The sequence below is a fragment of the Nocardia sp. NPDC049737 genome, assembly GCF_040674755.1.
Classification (GTDB): domain Bacteria; phylum Actinomycetota; class Actinomycetes; order Mycobacteriales; family Mycobacteriaceae; genus Nocardia.
Window position 1 is genome coordinate 143,410 of the sequence record NZ_JBFANH010000016.1, and the last position, 16,193, is coordinate 159,602.

Here is a 16,193-nt window from a genome sequence, read left to right on the forward strand (position 1 = left end):
GCGATGACCTTCGCCACCCTCGCCCTGGTCATCGCGCTCGGACTGTGCGGACCGCTGCTCACGCTGCGGCAGAACTCGCACATACCGGTGATCGTGGGTGAACTGCTCGCGGGCATCGTCTTCGGCACCACCGGATTCGGCGTCCTGCACACCGCCGACCCGATCTTCACCTTTCTCGCCGATATGGGTTTCGCGGTCGTCATGTTCGTCGCGGGAACCCATGTTCCAGTGCGTGATCCGGCCGTACGCTCCGCGCTCGGGAAGGGCGCGATACGGGCCGTCCTGGTCGGATTATTGGCAGTGGCAGCCGGATTCGGGCTGGCCCGCTGGTTCGGTACCGGCCACGGTGCGGTCTATGCGGTGCTCATGGCGTCCTCCTCGGCGGCACTGGTATTGCCGATCATCGACTCGCTCGACCTGCGGGGTAAACCGGTACTCGCCCTCACCGCCCAGGTCGCGATCGCCGATACCGCCTGCGTGGTGGCGCTGCCGCTGGTAATCGATCCGGCGAATGCGGGACGCGCGGCAGTCGGCGCCGTCGCGGTGGCGGCGGCCGCCATGGTGTTGTTCCTGGTGCTGCGCAAGCTGGAGCTGTCGGGTCGGCGGCGGCGGGTGCATCGGCTGTCCGAGAAGCGCGCATTCGCCCTGGAACTGCGGGTCAGTCTCGCGGTGCTGTTCGCCCTGTGCACGTTGGCAACCCAGACTCGGGTGTCGATCATGCTCGCCGGATTCGCGGCCGGACTCGCGGTCGCCGGAATCGGGGAGCCGCGGCGGGTGGCCCGCCAACTCTTCGCCATCAATGACGGCTTCCTCGGCCCACTGTTCTTCATCTGGCTGGGCGCCCGACTCGACCTGCGCGAATTCGGCGACCACCCGCGGCTGATCGGGCTCGGTTTCGCACTCGGTATCGGCGCGGTGCTGGTACACCTGAGCGCCCGTGTCACGCGACAGCCAATCGCCTTCGGCGCCCTCGCCGCGGCCCAGGTCGGTGTCCCGGTCGCCGCCGTCACCGTCGGCTCACAACTACACGTCCTGGTGCCCGGCGAAGCATCCGCGATGATGCTCGGCGCCCTGTGCACCATCGCCGCCGCCGCACTCGCAGCCAGCCGAATCGCAACCGTCGGCGCGCGGCCCGATAAGCGCGCAAGCTAGTGCCGTGTCCAGATAGCTTCTGCCGGATCAAGCCTTGGTTCGGACTCGTCGGGCACGCTCAAAACTCAGCCAGAACCCCAACGGTCAGACCGTGACGGCGGTTGCTCGACACCGACGACCGGAAAAATATTCGGGGAGGCGGGGGAGCGCAGGCGATCCGTCTCGCGACGTTCTCGTTTGGTGGGTCGACCGGAGCCGCGATCGCGGCGCGGCATGGATACGACAATCTCGCGCGGCGGCGGTGGCGGGCTGCGATCGATCAAACACTGTGCGGCGATCGGAGGGGCGACGCGCTTGGTGATGACGCGCTCCACGATGACGATGCGTTCGATGCCACCGGCTCGGATGCGGACCTCGTCACCGGGGCGAACATGCTGGGCCGGTTTGGCCGCAACACCATTCACGCGGACGTGGCCGCCGCGGCAGGCTTCCGCGGCCGCGGACCTGGTCTTGAAAAGACGCACCGCCCACGTCCAGGAGTCCACTCGGGCCTGGGTCGGGGCGGTGTTCTTGGTGGTCGGTTGGGCGGGTGCCACCCCTAGACCATACGGCGTGCCGTCACAACCATGTCGGGGCGCAGGGTGGTGTAGGACACCGGCTGACCGGACTGGACCGCATTGAGCAGCTTGCCGTCGCCCGCGTACAGGCCGACGTGGCCGCCGCCGTTGGTCACCACGATATCGCCGGGCTGCAGGTCCTCGAACGCGACCGGAGCGCCGACGTGCGACTGCTCGAAGCTGGTGCGCGGCAGTTCGATACCTGCCTGCTTGTAGGCCCACTGGACCAGACCCGAGCAGTCGAAGCTGAACGGGCCGGAGGCACCCCAGGAGTACTGCGCGCCGACCTTGCTCTTGGCGGCGTCCAGCGCGACGTCACTGGCGGTGTTGTGGAACATCTGCGGCATGGCCGGGGCGAACAAGCCGGGGAGCGACGGCGCGGCCTGCGGGGCGACGGCCTCCGGGGCGGGCGCGGCGGGCATCGAGGCGAGCGCCTGGGTGAGCTGCTTACCCAAATCCTGGGCCTGCTGATCGAATTCCGGTGGAACCGGGACGTCGAAGTCGCCGATCCCCGGAACGTTGATGGTGGCTGCCATCGCGGGGATCGCGGGCATCGCACCAGTAGTGGCGGCAACCGCGCCCATGACGAGCGCACCCTTGACGGAATTCGGTAGCCGCGATTCCCGCTGCAAGCTGTGTTTACCCACCGAGCCGAGTCTCCGATCTTTCTGCTCTTCCGCCGACCGGGTCAGCTGTCGAATTCGGACCGGCAGAACGGCCCGAACTCCCAGTTGAATCTCTGGGTCCCGGTACGGCAGCCGGATTTGGTGGCCCCGACAGCCGTTTTGGCGGTAACTCAGTGGCGCCGCTTCTCTTCCGAACCGACAGACTCCACTGGGTCACGAAGAGATTACGGCCAGGACGCGGTGTTGTCCAGCCCACAGACCAGCCTCTTCGCGGATAATCGAAAAATCCCAGGACGAGCGGCGCAATTGCGACACGCCCAGTTGGTCACGACACGGTATCGATGTCCGGCCGTGCGTTATCGAACCGAGGTCCCGACCGGAAGTGACACTGCGCCCACCGGATTCACGACTCCTACCCATCAGTTCCGCCGATGCGCTGACCAAGTGCCCGCTCCAGCTCATCGATCCGCCGCCGTGCATCGGCCAGGCCAACCTCCAGCCGTCCGAGCGCCACCACCAGCGGCCCCACCGCTATATCCGCGACGAGTTGCGGATCGTCGAGACCGCCTTCGATCGCCTGCAGGATGTTGGACCGGATGTGGCCGGCCACAGGGGCTTCGGCGGGAACTTTCCAGGATTCGACCAACTCGGCGAGGGTGGGAAGTGGTTCGGTGGGCATGCCCCTCAGCATGCGATAGTTCGCTAGCAATATCTAGGACGCGCCTTATATATGGCCAGATTTAGCTGACGAAACACGCTACGGTTTGTGGGCATGGACCCCGTGCGGAATCCGTATGCTCCCGGAGCCGGACAGCGCCCACCCGAATTGGCCGGGCGCGACAAGCAACTCAAAGCCTTCGACATTGTGTTGGAGCGAATCGCGCGTGGTCGGCCGGAACGCAGCGTCATGCTCACCGGATTGCGCGGTGTCGGAAAGACCGTGCTGCTCAACCAACTTCGCTCGGCCGCTGGCTCACGCGGTTGGGGCACAGGCAAAATCGAGGCCCGCCCGGATCAGGAACTGCGCCGTCCACTGTCGTCCGCACTGCATATGGCCGTGCGCGCGATCGCGATGGCGCACCGCAACCAGGAGCGCGTCGACGACTTCCTCGGCATACTCAAGGCTTTCGCGCTGCGCTCCACCGCCGATAAGGGGATGCGGGAGCGCTGGCAGCCCGGTATCGACGTGCCAGCGGTCACCGGTCGTGCGGATTCCGGCGATATCGAGATCGATATGATCGAATTGCTCAAGGAGGCGGCCGCACTCGCCAGCGATATCGGTGTCGGCATCGCGGTCTTCATCGACGAGATGCAGGATCTCGGCCCCGACGATATCTCTGCGATCTGCGGGGCCTGTCACGAATTGAGCCAGGACACCGCGCCTTTGATCGTGGTCGGAGCCGGACTGCCGCACCTACCCGCGGTGCTGTCCGCCTCGAAGAGCTACTCCGAGCGACTGTTCAGCTACCACCGGATCGACCGATTGGACCGCGAATCGGCGGATCAAGCCCTCATCGCACCGGCCGAGCGCGAAGAGGTGAAGTTCACCGAGGAAGCGCTGGATGCTCTATACCAGAGGGCAGATGGCTATCCGTACTTCGTGCAGGCCTACGGCAAGGCCGCCTGGGATCAGGCGCCGGAGAGCCCGATCACCGCCGAGGATGTCGAGGTGGCGGCACCGAGCGCCGAAGAGGAACTGGCCGTCGGATTCTTCGGTTCCCGGTACGAGCGCGCCACCCCCGCCGAACGCGAATATATGCGTGCCATGGCCGATTTGGCGGGCGACGACGGTCCGGTGCCGACTGCGGCGGTGGCCAATGAACTCGGCCGCAAACCCGCTTCCCTCTCCCCCGCCCGCGACGGTTTGATCAAGAAGGGTCTGATCTATTCGGCCGAGCGCGGCACCATCGGGTTCACGGTGCCGCACTTCGGTCGCTATCTGCGCAGCGTGTAAGTGTCGGCTCGGCCGCCGGACACTGCTCGATCGACGCCAGGTACTCCGACCTCGGCATGTGCTGAGGCCGCGAGTGCAGCCACAACTGGGGCCGTGACAGCCGTCAACGCGGCAAGACGACGCGGCGCCCGGACCACTCGCGCCAACCTGTGCGGCCAGCGTTGGGTATCCCTGACCACCAATTGATTGATAACGCTCTACCTCGACATCTACCGGCCAGTAACAAACCCTCCTACACTCTTATGTGATCCTGATCACGTCCGAGGAGGACATCATGGCGACTACCGCGAAAGTCGACGCCACCGAAGAGCAGGCCCGCGCACTGGTCGAGGAATCCCGGGAAACCAGTTGGGCCAAACCATCGTTCGCCAAGGAGATGTTTCTGGGACGATTCCGGCTCGATCTGATCCACCCCTGTCCCCAGCCCAGCGATGAGGACGCCGCGCGCACCGAGGCCTATCTGGCCAGGCTGCGGCCGTTCTGCGAATCGCTCGACGGCAGCGTCATCGAGGCGGAATCCAAGATTCCGGACGAGTACGTCAAAGGTCTGGCCGAACTCGGCTGCTTCGGCCTGAAGATCCCGCAAGAGTACGGCGGCCAAGGCCTGTCCCAGGTCGGCTACAACCGGGCCCTGATGCTGGTCGGCTCCGCGCACCCCAGCCTCGGGGTCCTGCTTTCGGCGCACCAGTCGATCGGCGTGCCCGAACCGCTGAAGCTCGCGGGTACCCCGGAACAGAAGGCCGAATTCCTGCCCCGCTGTGCGGCGGGCGCGGTCAGCGCGTTCCTGCTCACCGAGCCCGATGTCGGCTCCGATCCGGCCCGCATGGCCAGCACCGCCACCCCGACCGCGGACGGCGAGGCCTACGAGATCAACGGCGTGAAGCTGTGGACCACCAACGGCGTGGTCGCCGAACTGCTGGTGGTCATGGCCCGGATTCCCAAGAGCGAGGGACACCGGGGCGGCATCTCGGCCTTCATCGTCGAGGCCGATTCGCCCGGCATCACGGTGGAGCGGCGCAATTCGTTCATGGGACTGCGCGGCATCGAGAACGGGGTCACGCGCCTGCACAACGTCCGTGTGCCCAAGCGCAATCTGGTCGGTCGCGAGGGCGACGGCCTCAAAATCGCGTTGACCACGCTGAATGCGGGTCGCCTCGCCATCCCGGCACTGTGCACGGCCGCCTCGAAGTGGTCGCTGAAGATCGCCAGGCAGTGGTGCACGCAGCGGGTGCAGTGGGGTCGGCCGGTCGGCGAGCACGCGGCGGTCGGGGAGAAGATCTCCTTCATCGCGGCCACCACCTACGCACTCGAGGCCGCGCTCGACCTTTCGGCCACCATGTGCGACGAGGCCCGCAACGATATCCGCATCGAGGCGGCCCTGGCCAAGCTCTGGGCCAGTGAAATGAGCTGCCAGATCGCCGACGAACTCGTACAGATCCGCGGCGGGCGCGGTTACGAGACGGCGGCCTCGCTACGGGCCCGCGGTGAGCGCGCCGTCGGGGCCGAACAGCTGGTCCGCGATCTGCGGATCAACCGCATCTTCGAGGGCTCCAGCGAAATCATGCGGCTGCTGGTCGCCAGGGAGATGGCCGATGCCCATATGGCCGCCGCCGGCGCGCTGGTAGATCGGAATTCCGAGCTCAAGGACAAAGCCAAGGCCGCGGTCGGCGCGGGTGGTTTCTATGCCAAGTGGTTCCCGCAGCTCGCGGTCGGCGCGGGTACGGTGCCCGCGACCTATGCCGAATTCGGGCCGCTGGCACGGCATCTGCGTTTCGTCGAGCGCAATGCCCGCAAGCAGGCCAGATCGCTGATGTACGCGATGGCGCGATGGCAGGCGGGCCTGGAGTACCGGCAGAACTTCCTCGGACGCATCGTCGATATCGGCGCCGAACTGTTCGCGATCTCGGCCGCCTGCGTGCGCGCGCAGGCGCTGCGGACCGCGGGCGCGCCGGAGGCCAAGGCCGCCGAGGAATTGGCCGATACCTTCAGCAGGCAGTCGCGGATTCGGGTGAAGAAGTTGTTCGACGCGCTGTGGGACAACACCGATGACGACGATCGCACCCTCACCCGCAACGTCCTCGACGGCCGCTACGAGTGGCTGGAGGAGGGCATCTTCGATCCGAGCGAGGGCACCGGACCGTGGATCGCGGAATGGCAGATGGGTCCCTCTACCGAGGCCAACCTGCTGCGACCGTTCCTGCCGTCGACGCGTGGCCACGTGGGCACCTAGGCACGAAGCCGCTACGAGCCGTCACCCATGGTTGGGTGACGGCTCGTTGCGTGATGAGTATTCGGATATCTCGGGAAGTTTCTAGATATAGACATATTTCCGATAATCAGCGTATGGTTACCGTTCCATAACAATTTCTAGCGGACTCTAGGAGATCCGATCGAATGCCCGATGGACGGCAATGCCGGCGGGTCGATCATGGATGTCTACCGGAATCTAGCGCCTGACCTACCCATTCATAGATTCACCAATCCACGGGCTCGCGTGCCCGGGGTCAGGTCGATCGGCGGCGTCAGTTGGACAACGCGTACATAACGGACGGTATGGCGCGCTAACGGCGCGGGAATTCTGCCCGACAACCGGGCAAGAACGCTCCGAACCGGGTGTCCTACCAGACACAGGAGAATCGTCATGTCCACGACGACTGCCCGCCGAGCCGCCGACCACGACGGCCATCGGATCACGGTATCGGCCGACGACGGCACCCCGATCTCGGTCCGCACCTTCGGCGCCGACGATGCCCAGCTGACCGTCGTCTTCGTGCACGGTCACTGCCTGCGCGCCGAGTCCTGGTCATTTCTGCGCGATCAACTGCTGCGCCAATTGGGAATGGCAGCCGACGAAGTCGGCGAGGCGGATAAGTACAGCGGTTCGGATGTACGGATGGTCTTTTACGACCACCGTGGACACGGCGAGTCGGGCGTCGCCCATCACTCGACCTACACCATCGATCAACTCGGCCACGACCTCGACGCGGTGCTGCGCTCGGTCGCACCGACCGGCCCGATCATCCTCATCGGACATTCGATGGGCGCGATGGTCACCCTCGCCTACGCCCGGCTGTTCCCCGCGACCATCGGCACCCGGGTGGTCGGCGTCGGCCTGATCGCCGGTGCGGCCAATGGCATCACCGAGGTCGGACTCGGCCGTTTCCTGAATCGGCGTGCGGTGAACTCGTTGCAGCTCGTGGTGCAGCGCGCGCCCCGGTTCATGCAGGCCTCCAAGCGGTTGTCCCGCCGGATCCTCGAGCCGCTCACCCGCGAGGCGAATATGGGCACCAAGCGGACCAACCCGCGCATGGTCGCGGTGGCCGCGGCGATGATGAACGACACCCCGCTGCTCACCATGTCCAGCTTCCTGACCTCGCTGATGACCTTCGACGAGACCGCGTCGCTGCATCGACTCGGCGGCATTCCGGCGCTGGTCCTGGCCGGTTCGGCCGACATCGTTGTGCCCTTCGTGCATTCGGTGGTACTGGCCTCGCAACTGGCGGGCTCGGAGTTGGTGCGGCTCGACGGCGCGGGACACAGCGTGCATCTGGAGCGGGCCGAGGAGGTGGCATTGTCCATCGTCGCGCTGGTCGACCGGGTCATCACAGCCATGCAAGGTCATGGCCCCGGGTACGCCACCGCCAGCTGACCGGACACTTGTCGGAATCCACAACGGCCAGGTAGGCAACCCACGGCAATCCTTGGGCGGATCACCAAAATTGTGGCGCGACGAGCCAAAATCGAATTCCTCACGTACTGTGTTAAAGATCACGTTGTGTGGTGAGTCACACGACTCGATAGAGCGCGTTCACCAGGCAAACCATGGAACCAACCGCCACCCATCGAGTTCGTCTGTCCGCCAAGGAACACAGGAGGTATCGATGACACGCAGCGACATAGCGGAACTGCGCTACGCGGTCGGCCAGCTCCGGCAATCCATCGGCGCACTGCGCTCCCACTACGGCGACGCCAATTCGGTGCGACGACTGGAAAACGACCTCGAGCGGCTCGTCATCGATGCCGATGAACTCGAGCAGTCGCCGCCGCAGGAGATCACGCGCAGTCCGCAGGAGACCATCTACGTACCGGACAGCAAATCCGACGAAGCGGCATGGATGGGCGCACAGGACGAGGGCCTCGGCTTCCACTCCCGTCCGCGCACAAAGTAATTCGGTCCGCGGTCCCGCCTCGACGCCGAGCGGGTCCGCGACCGCAGCTGCTCGCTTTGCCGCTCTGATCTGCGCGGCATAACGGTTTCACCACCCTGCGTGGCGACCAAACCTAGATCGAATGTGGCAGAAATCACGGCCCCTCAGGCGGGTCGGCTTTGCCAGGACCCCGCTCGAGCGATAGCCGGGGTGTCGTATGGTGCTCAGCATCACATTCGATTGCGGAGGTCACGGGACCATCCGCACAGCAGATCAGCGAGGCATCCACCTGTGAGTGCCGCACCGACCGCCGCCCCGGAAACGGGCACCGGCGTCTTCAGCAAGACCAGGGCCGCCATCTCCGCGCGCACACTGCGTACCGACCGGTGGTGGGTCCCACCGCTGGTGACGGCCGTCGGACTAGCCGCGTTCGTCATCTACGCGACGATCAGATCGTATGTGCGAACGGCATATTGGGTTCCGGAGTACCACTACCTGACCCCGTTCTACTCACCATGTGTGAGCAGCGACTGCATCGAGGGTTCCAGCCATTTCGGCGCATGGTTCGGCCACATTCCGGCGATCCTGCCGCTGGGCTTCCTGGTGCTGCCGTTCCTGCTCGGCTTCCGGCTCACCTGCTACTACTACCGCAAGGCCTACTACCGCGCGGTGTGGTTCTCCCCGCCCGCGTGCGCGGTCGCCGAACCGCACGCCAAGTACACCGGCGAGACCAAACTGCCGCTGATCATCCAGAACGCGCACCGCTACTTCTTCTATGTGGCCGTGCTGGTTTCGCTGATCAACACCTATGACGCGATCACCGCGTTCCATGGCAAGACCGGCGGCTTCGGCTTCGGGCTCGGCAATATCGTGCTGGTCGGCAATGTGGTGCTGCTGTGGGCCTACACGCTGTCGTGCCATTCCTGCCGGCACATCATGGGCGGCAAGCTCAAGCACTTCTCCGGTCACCCGGTGCGGTACTGGTTCTGGACCCAGGTCTCCAAGCTCAATACCCGCCATATGGCGCTGGCCTGGACCACCCTCGGCACGCTGGCGCTGACCGACTTCTACGTGATGTTGGTTGCCAGCGACACGATTTCGGATCTGCGGTTCATCAACTAACCGCCCTCACAAACCAGGAGTTTCGCGGCCATGCCAGAAGTGGAACGGCACAAGTACGACGTCGTCGTCATCGGTGCCGGGGGCGCCGGACTGCGCGCGGTGATCGAAGCACGCGAACACGGTCTTTCCGTCGCGGTGGTGTGCAAGTCGTTGTTCGGCAAGGCGCACACCGTGATGGCCGAGGGCGGATGCGCCGCCTCGATGGGTAATGCCAATGAAAAGGACAGTTGGCAAGTCCATTTCAAGGACACCATGCGCGGTGGCAAGTTCCTCAACAACTGGCGCATGGCCGAATTGCACGCCCAGGAAGCACCCGACCGGGTCTGGGAGCTGGAAACCTATGGGGCGCTGTTCGATCGGACCGCAGACGGCCGGATCAGCCAGCGCAACTTCGGTGGCCACACCTACCCGCGGTTGGCGCACGTCGGCGACCGCACCGGACTCGAGATCATCCGGACCATGCAGCAGAAGATCGTTTCGCTGCAGCAGGAGGATTTCGCCGAGACCGGCGACTACGAGTCGCGCATCAAGGTTTTCGCCGAATGCACCATCACCGAATTGCTCAAGGACGGCGACCGGATCGCCGGTGCGTTCGGATACTGGCGCGAGTCCGGCCGGTTCGTGCTGTTCGAGGCGCCGGCGGTGGTGGTCGCGACCGGCGGAATCGGCAAGTCCTACAAGGTCACCTCGAACTCGTGGGAGTACACCGGTGACGGCCACGCGCTGGCACTGCGGGCCGGCGCGACGCTGATCAATATGGAGTTCCTGCAGTTCCATCCGACCGGCATGGTCTGGCCGCCCAGTGTTAAGGGCATTCTGGTCACCGAGGGTGTGCGCGGTGACGGTGGGGTGCTCAAGAACACCGAAGGCAAGCGGTTCATGTTCGAGTACATTCCGCCGGTCTTCAAGGGGCAATACGCCGAAACCGAGGAAGAGGCCGATCAGTGGTTGCGCGATAACGACTCCGCCCGCCGCACACCGGATCTGCTGCCGCGCGACGAAGTGGCCCGCGCCATCAACTCGGAGGTGAAGGAGGGGCGCGGCACCGAACACGGTGGCGTGTACCTGGATATCGCCTCGCGACTGCCTGCCGAGGAGATCCGTCGGCGGCTGCCCTCGATGCACCACCAGTTCAAAGAGCTTGCGGACGTGGATATTACGAAGGAGCCGATGGAGGTCGGTCCGACGTGCCACTACGTGATGGGTGGAATCGAGGTCGATCCGGATACCGGTGCGGCAACCGTGCCCGGATTGTTCGCCGCGGGCGAGTGTTCCGGCGGGATGCACGGCTCGAACCGGCTCGGCGGCAATTCGCTGTCCGATCTGCTGGTATTCGGTCGACGGGCCGGACTCGGCGCCGCCTCCTACGTCGAACAACTGTCCGCGCGCCCCGCGGTGGCCGATGCCGATATCGACGCGGCCGCGAAAGCCGCTGTTGCGCCGTTCGATCCGCCCGCCGAAGGGGCGGGGGAGAACCCCTACACACTGCACACCGATCTGCAGCAGGCCATGAACGATCTGGTCGGCATCATCCGCAAGGAACATGAATTGCAGGAGGCCATCGAGCGCCTCGCCGCACTGCGGACCCGCTTCGACAGCGTGACGGTGGAGGGCCATCGGCAGTTCAATCCGGGCTGGCATCTCGCCCTCGACCTGCGCAATATGCTGCTGATCAGCGAATGTGTCGCGCAGGCGGCACTTTTGCGAACCGAAAGTCGCGGCGGACACACCCGCGACGATTTCCCCGCAATGGATCCGGAGTGGCGCAACAAGTTGTTGGTGTGCGCGATCGATCCCGCCGATGCGGATGGACCGGTGCCCGGCGTGCGGGTCACCCCGGAGGACCAGATCCCGATGCGAGCCGATCTGCTCGCGCTCTTCGATCTGGGTGAACTAGAAAAATATTACAACCCAGCCGAACTTGCCTCCCATCCGGCAGATTCGGTTTCGGCCACGGAAGGCGAGGCGTAAGAATGGGTTACGACGCCAAATTCCGCGTGTGGCGCGGTGATATCGACGGCGGGGAATTGCACGACTTCACCGTCCAGGTGAACGAGGGCGAGGTGGTGCTCGACATCATCCACCGGCTGCAGGCCACCCAGGCGCCGGATCTCGCGGTGCGGTGGAATTGTAAAGCGGGTAAATGCGGTTCGTGTTCGGCCGAGGTGAACGGTCGGCCGCGGCTGCTGTGCATGACCCGGATGTCGACCTTCCAGCCGGAGGAGTTGATCACCGTCACGCCGATGCGCACCTTCCCGGTGATCCGGGATCTGGTGACCGATGTGTCGTTCAACTACCAGAAGGCTAGGGAGATACCATCTTTCACGCCGCCGGTGGATCTGAAGCCGGGCGACTACCGGATGCAGCAGGTCGATGTGGAGCGCTCCCAGGAGTTCCGCAAGTGCATCGAATGTTTCCTGTGCCAGAACACCTGTCACGTGGTCCGCGACCACGAGGAGAACAAGGAGGCGTTCGCCGGTCCGCGCTTCCTGATGCGGATCGCCGAATTGGAGATGCATCCGCTCGATGTGGCCGACCGTCGCGATCTGGCTCAGGAAGAGCAGGGGCTCGGGCTCTGCAATATCACCAAATGCTGTACCGAGGTCTGCCCGGAGCATATCAAGATCACCGATAATGCCCTGATTCCGATGAAGGAACGGGTGGCGGACAAGAAGTACGATCCGCTGGTCTGGTTGGGCAACAAGCTTTTCCGGCGCTGATCAACCGATACTGGACCACCGGCCGGGTCAGGAATACCCGGCCGGTCGGCGCACCCTTACAACAACGCGACAACACCGACGGCGACGACCCACACGAGCACCCCGACGAAAAGTGCCGAGAGGAACGAGCCGGTCAGGACGAATACGCCGACCGCGGCCACCGCGAAAAGCAGTGCCACGATCAGCCATTCAATCCAATCGCCCGGCCGCAGTTTCTTGTACCGAGGATGGGAACTCTTGAGCCCACGGTCCACAAGATATGGGCTACCCGTAATGACCCTCGGCAAACGCGATTTCGTTGTCGAATCTGCGCTGTTTCGTGATCTTCCCGAGCACATCCGATCAATACGTCGGGATCCGGTCTGCCTTTATATGACCGGACCCGGCGGGCACGACACCGCCGGGTCGATCGCCCTACGACTGCGGCCGGTCGAACTCACCATCGTGCACACCCGCCGTGAACGCGGCCCATTCACCGGGGGTGAAGACCAGGACCGGCCCGTCCGGGTCCTTACCGTCGCGCAGCGCGACGTGCCCGGCATCCAATAGCGCCACTTCGACGCTGTCCTTACCCGCGCCCTCCCCGGCCTTACGCCAGACCGCGCCGCTCAAATCTACTTTCGCGCCCTCATTGATGCTCACGCCCGCAACTCCTCAGAACTCGCCGCCCGCAACACCTGCGGTGAAAGCGTCCCATGCGCCCGTGTCGAAGACGAGGGCAGGTCCACCGGGATTTTTGCTGTCGCGTACGCCGACCCGGCCGCCCGCCAGAAAGGCGACCTCGACGCAGTCCTTGCCGGCACCGCTACGCGTGCTCTTGAACCATTGCGCGCCAACCAAATCCAAACTCATGCCACATACTCCTTCGCTATCTGCCGGAGCAGATGTCTACTGGGTTGAATATCCAGCGCGCAGCGCTGGAGGCACTCGTGCGCACGATCGTACCGCCGTACATCAGCATGTCTTTCGAGGTAGAGATCCCCCGTGAAGCCCTCCGCGTACACCACCGGCGGCTCGATCGGCTGACCCTTGCTATCAATACCGAATTCGAGAATTGTGAACGGTCCGGTAGACACTCCGAGCGGAACACCGGCCGCGAACGGCAGGATACGCAGGGAGATATTGGGTTGGGTGCTGATATCGGCAAGATGACGTAGCTGCGCCGCCATCACTTTGGCGCCACCGACCACTCGACGCAAAACCGACTCGTGCAGGACTACATTCACCGTTGCCGGTGCGGCCTTGCGGTTGATCAAAGCCTGGCGCTGCATACGCAATTGGACGCGGCGCTCGATCTCGGCGTCCGAATCATCCGGATAGCCAAGGCGATTGAGGGCTCTGGCGTAGTCGGCAATCTGAAGTAGGCCCAGTACGATTTCGGACTGGTAGGAGGTGAGTTTTCGGGCCGACGCCTCCAAACCGACATAGACGTCGAAGTTTTCGGGGATCAGATCGCCGTAGGCATGCCACCAGCTCTTGACGGCGGCTTGCTGGGCCAGGCCCTTCAGACCATCGGATAATTCGTCCGGTATGCCGTAGATGCGACACAGTTCTTGGATATCGATGGTTCGAATGCGGTCGGCCTGGCCTTTTTCCAAGCGCTGCAACGTGCTGGCGCCCCACTCCATCAGCCTGGACGCTTCCGCGATGGTGAGACCCGACTGGGTGCGCCAGTCCCGGAGGTATCTGCCGAGCTGGCGCCTGGGTAGAGTGGAGGCGGCGTTCTCAGGGGTTAGCCGGTCCGAGGTTTCCGACGCTCTTACCGAATTCGCTGACACAGCACGCTCCGTTCTGTATTCAATTGCGAGGTTCGCGGGTCCCTATGTGGTTACGCAGGCTTGCGCCTCCGGGCCCATCGCTCACGTCGCGGCCTCGGATGCAAACCGAACGGTTGCTCCGGGGTGACCCACAAGCTCGGTTCCCCGTCACTTCGCTTGGGCAGAGGGCTCTTTCGTCCACTATGGAGAATCCTCCCTTCCCTGCTGGGTTTTGTGCTGGGAATTCGCCTCAAATCTTTGGATATCCACGAAGGACACTGTTCGCAACCTGCCGCGATGGTGTGCTGGAAGTGTGCCCGGAGCGGAACAGGAGCCTTTCCCTCCTCCTGTGAAACCTCCGGGCGCGCACAGTATTCAATGGCGACGCTCGCGGCGCCCTCCGTGGTCACGCAAGCTACCGGCCTCCGGGCGCGTCGCGACCGTCGCAATTCAATGGCGACGCTCGCGGCGCCCTCCGTGGTCACGCAAGCTACCGGCCTCCGGGCGCGTCGCGACCGTCGCAGGAATCGCACGTAGGAACGAGGAGTCATGGCTGTAAGTGTCATAGCATCGTCCTTGATGACCAGCGATTTGACCCCGCATCGCGCCCGTAGCGTCGGGCAGGAGAGCTGGGTGGTTTCCTATTTGCCCGGACGCACGCTGACCTGTGACCAGGCGGTTGCCGCACTCAAGGTTGCTGAGGTGGTGCCATCGCTGTTCGCCGCGGTCGGCGATCTCGCGGACGAGGTCGGCCTGACCGTACTCGAGGCGCTGGGCATGGCGGTTCGACAGGCACCGTGGGATCAGGGACCGATCTCCCGGTACACCCGACAAGTCCGCGCGGTACGCCGCCGGGCGGAGGTCGCCTGATGCAACTCACCAACCTGCACATGCCGGTCGCATCCCTATTGGCCTGCGGAAACGACCCCGGTGTGCTGACAATCGAACAAGCCCACGCCGCGATGCAGTTGCATATCGACTGCACCGTCGACCGGTGCCGGGTCCGCCGTGCGGCGCGGACCACGCTGGTCGAGGCGGGCAAATGTGTGCTGGACGAGCGCGCCCTGCCGTTATGAGCCCGGCTGCCGAGCCGCCGGGCGTACCGGAGGTGCTTGCCGACTGCATTCGGGTGTTGCGCTGGGTGACCGCCGAGTCCCTGGCACATCGACGTCGCGCTGTCGGGCTGACGAAATACGGCCTGCCGAAACGAATGGTCCGGCGGATCCGCTCAGTGCCAGGTGTGATCGGTGAGCGGGGTGCGCGGGCCGAACTTCGGCTTGTGCGCGTAACCACTGATCTCCAGCAGTCGGACGGCCCGATAGCGATGCGGCCGTAGCGGTTCCAGATATTCGACCATCGCGTTGTCGTCGATGGGTTCACCGAGCAGGGTCCAGCCGACGATGGCCGACAGGTGGTAGTCGCCGACCGAGAGGGCATCCGCGTCACCGAAGGCGCGCTGCCCGATCTCGGCGGCGGTCCACACCCCGATACCGGGCAACGTGCGCAGGCGACGGGCGGCTTCGGCCGGACTTTCGGCCGCCGCCCGCTCCAGCGCGTCCGCCACCCGGGCCGCGCGCACGATCGTCTGCGCGCGCTGCGGCCCGACATTGGCGCGATGCCAGGTCCAGGACGGGATCTTGCGCCAAGTGTCGGCGTCGGGCGGCAGCAGCAGTCCGACGGGCGCCGGGCCCGGTGCGGAAGATCCGAACTGTCGCACCAGCTTTCGCCACGACGCGCGGGCGGAGACGGTGTGCACCTTCTGTTCCAGTACGGCAGGCACCAAGGCCTCGAAGACCAGGCCGGTGCGCAGCATGCGCAGACCGGGAAAGCGGCGATGCGCGTCGACAATCTTCGGATGTTCGGGGGCGAAGTCCGAGACGTCCTCGTCCAGACAGAGCATGTGGTCGAGTCGGTCGAGGAATTCGGGCGCACCGGGCCCCCAGGCGCGAGCGTCGACGGTGTGGCGATCGGCCTGGGTCAGGCGGTAGGTGACCGAGCCGGAGGGCATCCGGGAGGCGTGCCAGTGCGCGCCGTCGCGGGTGACCTGGTGACATGGGTCGCCGCTGCCGCGGGACAGGGGCGCGAGGGTAGACGCGAGATCGATCGGCCGTTCGGTAGTGACCGAGCGCAGCGAGGGAACCATCAGCGTCTGATTGC

At 64.8% G+C, this 16,193-nt stretch carries 18 protein-coding genes; 10 read left to right on the forward strand and 8 right to left on the reverse strand.

Annotation, left to right across the window (positions count from 1 at the left end; translation table 11 throughout):
* Nucleotides 1-3 precede the first annotated feature (3 nt).
* Entirely contained in the window at nt 4-1,152 is a 1,149-nt protein-coding gene (locus AB0J47_RS22325) for a cation:proton antiporter (protein ID WP_364348908.1), read from the forward strand.
* 65 nt (nt 1,153-1,217) lie between these two features.
* Here AB0J47_RS22325 and AB0J47_RS22330 read toward each other — a convergent pair whose 3' ends face one another.
* The 3 genes from AB0J47_RS22330 to AB0J47_RS22340 all read right to left on the reverse strand — a co-directional run bounded on the left by AB0J47_RS22330 (nt 1,218) and on the right by AB0J47_RS22340 (nt 3,014).
* The gene (locus tag AB0J47_RS22330; protein ID WP_364349094.1) at nt 1,218-1,637 is read right to left on the reverse strand and encodes an RNA-binding S4 domain-containing protein; all 420 of its coding nucleotides are present in this window, start codon (nt 1,635-1,637) and stop codon (nt 1,218-1,220) included.
* Between the two features lie 53 nt (nt 1,638-1,690).
* Nucleotides 1,691-2,293 carry an NlpC/P60 family protein gene (locus tag AB0J47_RS22335; protein WP_364349097.1) on the reverse strand — a complete coding sequence of 201 codons (603 nt, stop codon included), beginning with the start codon at nt 2,291-2,293 and terminating at the stop codon, nt 1,691-1,693.
* A 454-nt stretch (nt 2,294-2,747) separates the two neighbouring features.
* On the reverse strand, nt 2,748-3,014 hold the full coding sequence (locus AB0J47_RS22340; protein ID WP_364348911.1) for a hypothetical protein: 267 nt from the start codon (nt 3,012-3,014) through the stop codon (nt 2,748-2,750).
* A gap of 93 nt (nt 3,015-3,107) precedes the next feature.
* Between AB0J47_RS22340 and AB0J47_RS22345 the strand changes: the two genes are divergently transcribed.
* The 7 genes from AB0J47_RS22345 (at nt 3,108) to AB0J47_RS22375 (ending at nt 12,279) form a co-directional block, all read left to right on the forward strand.
* Nucleotides 3,108-4,289 carry an ATP-binding protein gene (locus AB0J47_RS22345; protein ID WP_364348914.1) on the forward strand — a complete coding sequence of 394 codons (1,182 nt, stop codon included), beginning with the start codon at nt 3,108-3,110 and terminating at the stop codon, nt 4,287-4,289.
* 274 nt (nt 4,290-4,563) lie between these two features.
* Nucleotides 4,564-6,519, forward strand: a complete 1,956-nt coding sequence (locus AB0J47_RS22350) for an acyl-CoA dehydrogenase family protein (RefSeq protein WP_364348917.1) — start codon at nt 4,564-4,566, stop codon at nt 6,517-6,519.
* Nucleotides 6,520-6,930: 411 nt separating this feature from the next.
* Nucleotides 6,931-7,938, forward strand: a complete 1,008-nt coding sequence (locus tag AB0J47_RS22355; protein WP_364348920.1) for an alpha/beta hydrolase — start codon at nt 6,931-6,933, stop codon at nt 7,936-7,938.
* 232 nt (nt 7,939-8,170) lie between these two features.
* Nucleotides 8,171-8,458: a hypothetical protein gene (locus AB0J47_RS22360; protein WP_364348923.1), complete on the forward strand. Its 288-nt coding sequence runs from the start codon at nt 8,171-8,173 to the stop codon at nt 8,456-8,458.
* A 270-nt stretch (nt 8,459-8,728) separates the two neighbouring features.
* A complete protein-coding gene (locus AB0J47_RS22365) occupies nt 8,729-9,559 on the forward strand; it encodes a hypothetical protein (protein WP_364348926.1) in 831 nt (276 codons plus the stop codon).
* Between the two features lie 30 nt (nt 9,560-9,589).
* Nucleotides 9,590-11,530, forward strand: coding sequence for a fumarate reductase/succinate dehydrogenase flavoprotein subunit (locus AB0J47_RS22370; RefSeq protein ID WP_364348929.1), 1,941 nt, complete (start codon nt 9,590-9,592; stop codon nt 11,528-11,530).
* A gap of 2 nt (nt 11,531-11,532) precedes the next feature.
* A complete protein-coding gene (locus AB0J47_RS22375; protein WP_364348932.1) occupies nt 11,533-12,279 on the forward strand; it encodes a succinate dehydrogenase/fumarate reductase iron-sulfur subunit in 747 nt (248 codons plus the stop codon).
* A gap of 56 nt (nt 12,280-12,335) precedes the next feature.
* Here AB0J47_RS22375 and AB0J47_RS22380 read toward each other — a convergent pair whose 3' ends face one another.
* The 4 genes from AB0J47_RS22380 to AB0J47_RS22395 all read right to left on the reverse strand — a co-directional run bounded on the left by AB0J47_RS22380 (nt 12,336) and on the right by AB0J47_RS22395 (nt 14,057).
* The gene (locus AB0J47_RS22380; protein ID WP_364348935.1) at nt 12,336-12,458 is read right to left on the reverse strand and encodes a hypothetical protein; all 123 of its coding nucleotides are present in this window, start codon (nt 12,456-12,458) and stop codon (nt 12,336-12,338) included.
* Nucleotides 12,459-12,693: 235 nt separating this feature from the next.
* Nucleotides 12,694-12,921, reverse strand: coding sequence for a DUF397 domain-containing protein (locus AB0J47_RS22385; RefSeq protein WP_364348938.1), 228 nt, complete (start codon nt 12,919-12,921; stop codon nt 12,694-12,696).
* A 12-nt stretch (nt 12,922-12,933) separates the two neighbouring features.
* Nucleotides 12,934-13,131, reverse strand: a complete 198-nt coding sequence (locus tag AB0J47_RS22390) for a DUF397 domain-containing protein (protein ID WP_364348941.1) — start codon at nt 13,129-13,131, stop codon at nt 12,934-12,936.
* Entirely contained in the window at nt 13,128-14,057 is a 930-nt protein-coding gene (locus AB0J47_RS22395; RefSeq protein ID WP_364348944.1) for a helix-turn-helix transcriptional regulator, read from the reverse strand. The genes AB0J47_RS22390 and AB0J47_RS22395 overlap by 4 nt, the downstream gene beginning before the upstream one ends.
* Before the next feature lie 558 nt (nt 14,058-14,615).
* On the opposite strand from AB0J47_RS22395, the gene AB0J47_RS22400 reads away from it, so the two are divergent.
* Nucleotides 14,616-14,906 (forward strand): hypothetical protein, encoded by a 291-nt coding sequence (locus tag AB0J47_RS22400; RefSeq protein WP_307678042.1) that lies wholly within the window; start codon nt 14,616-14,618, stop codon nt 14,904-14,906.
* Nucleotides 14,906-15,112 carry a hypothetical protein gene (locus AB0J47_RS22405; protein WP_327094871.1) on the forward strand — a complete coding sequence of 69 codons (207 nt, stop codon included), beginning with the start codon at nt 14,906-14,908 and terminating at the stop codon, nt 15,110-15,112. The genes AB0J47_RS22400 and AB0J47_RS22405 overlap by 1 nt, the downstream gene beginning before the upstream one ends.
* Nucleotides 15,113-15,264: 152 nt before the next feature.
* On the opposite strand, the gene AB0J47_RS22410 is transcribed toward AB0J47_RS22405, so the two are convergent.
* Nucleotides 15,265-16,179 (reverse strand): DNA-3-methyladenine glycosylase 2 family protein, encoded by a 915-nt coding sequence (locus AB0J47_RS22410; RefSeq protein ID WP_364349100.1) that lies wholly within the window; start codon nt 16,177-16,179, stop codon nt 15,265-15,267.
* Between the last annotated feature and the right edge of the window lie 14 nt (nt 16,180-16,193).

What these genes read in the sequence shown, in the direction of transcription:
- AB0J47_RS22375 (WP_364348932.1), top strand. Translation starts at nt 11,533, where the DNA reads ATGGGTTACGACGCCAAATTCCGCGTGTGGCGCGGTGATATCGACGGC.
- AB0J47_RS22370 (WP_364348929.1), top strand. Translation starts at nt 9,590, where the DNA reads ATGCCAGAAGTGGAACGGCACAAGTACGACGTCGTCGTCATCGGTGCC.
- AB0J47_RS22340 (WP_364348911.1), bottom strand. Translation starts at nt 3,014, where the DNA reads ATGCCCACCGAACCACTTCCCACCCTCGCCGAGTTGGTCGAATCCTGG.
- AB0J47_RS22355 (WP_364348920.1), top strand. Translation starts at nt 6,931, where the DNA reads ATGTCCACGACGACTGCCCGCCGAGCCGCCGACCACGACGGCCATCGG.
- AB0J47_RS22360 (WP_364348923.1), top strand. Translation starts at nt 8,171, where the DNA reads ATGACACGCAGCGACATAGCGGAACTGCGCTACGCGGTCGGCCAGCTC.
- AB0J47_RS22350 (WP_364348917.1), top strand. Translation starts at nt 4,564, where the DNA reads ATGGCGACTACCGCGAAAGTCGACGCCACCGAAGAGCAGGCCCGCGCA.
- AB0J47_RS22325 (WP_364348908.1), top strand. Translation starts at nt 4, where the DNA reads ATGACCTTCGCCACCCTCGCCCTGGTCATCGCGCTCGGACTGTGCGGA.
- AB0J47_RS22405 (WP_327094871.1), top strand. Translation starts at nt 14,906, where the DNA reads ATGCAACTCACCAACCTGCACATGCCGGTCGCATCCCTATTGGCCTGC.
- AB0J47_RS22335 (WP_364349097.1), bottom strand. Translation starts at nt 2,293, where the DNA reads ATGGGCGCGGTTGCCGCCACTACTGGTGCGATGCCCGCGATCCCCGCG.
- AB0J47_RS22400 (WP_307678042.1), top strand. Translation starts at nt 14,616, where the DNA reads ATGACCAGCGATTTGACCCCGCATCGCGCCCGTAGCGTCGGGCAGGAG.
- AB0J47_RS22390 (WP_364348941.1), bottom strand. Translation starts at nt 13,131, where the DNA reads ATGAGTTTGGATTTGGTTGGCGCGCAATGGTTCAAGAGCACGCGTAGC.
- AB0J47_RS22410 (WP_364349100.1), bottom strand. Translation starts at nt 16,179, where the DNA reads ATGGTTCCCTCGCTGCGCTCGGTCACTACCGAACGGCCGATCGATCTC.
- AB0J47_RS22345 (WP_364348914.1), top strand. Translation starts at nt 3,108, where the DNA reads ATGGACCCCGTGCGGAATCCGTATGCTCCCGGAGCCGGACAGCGCCCA.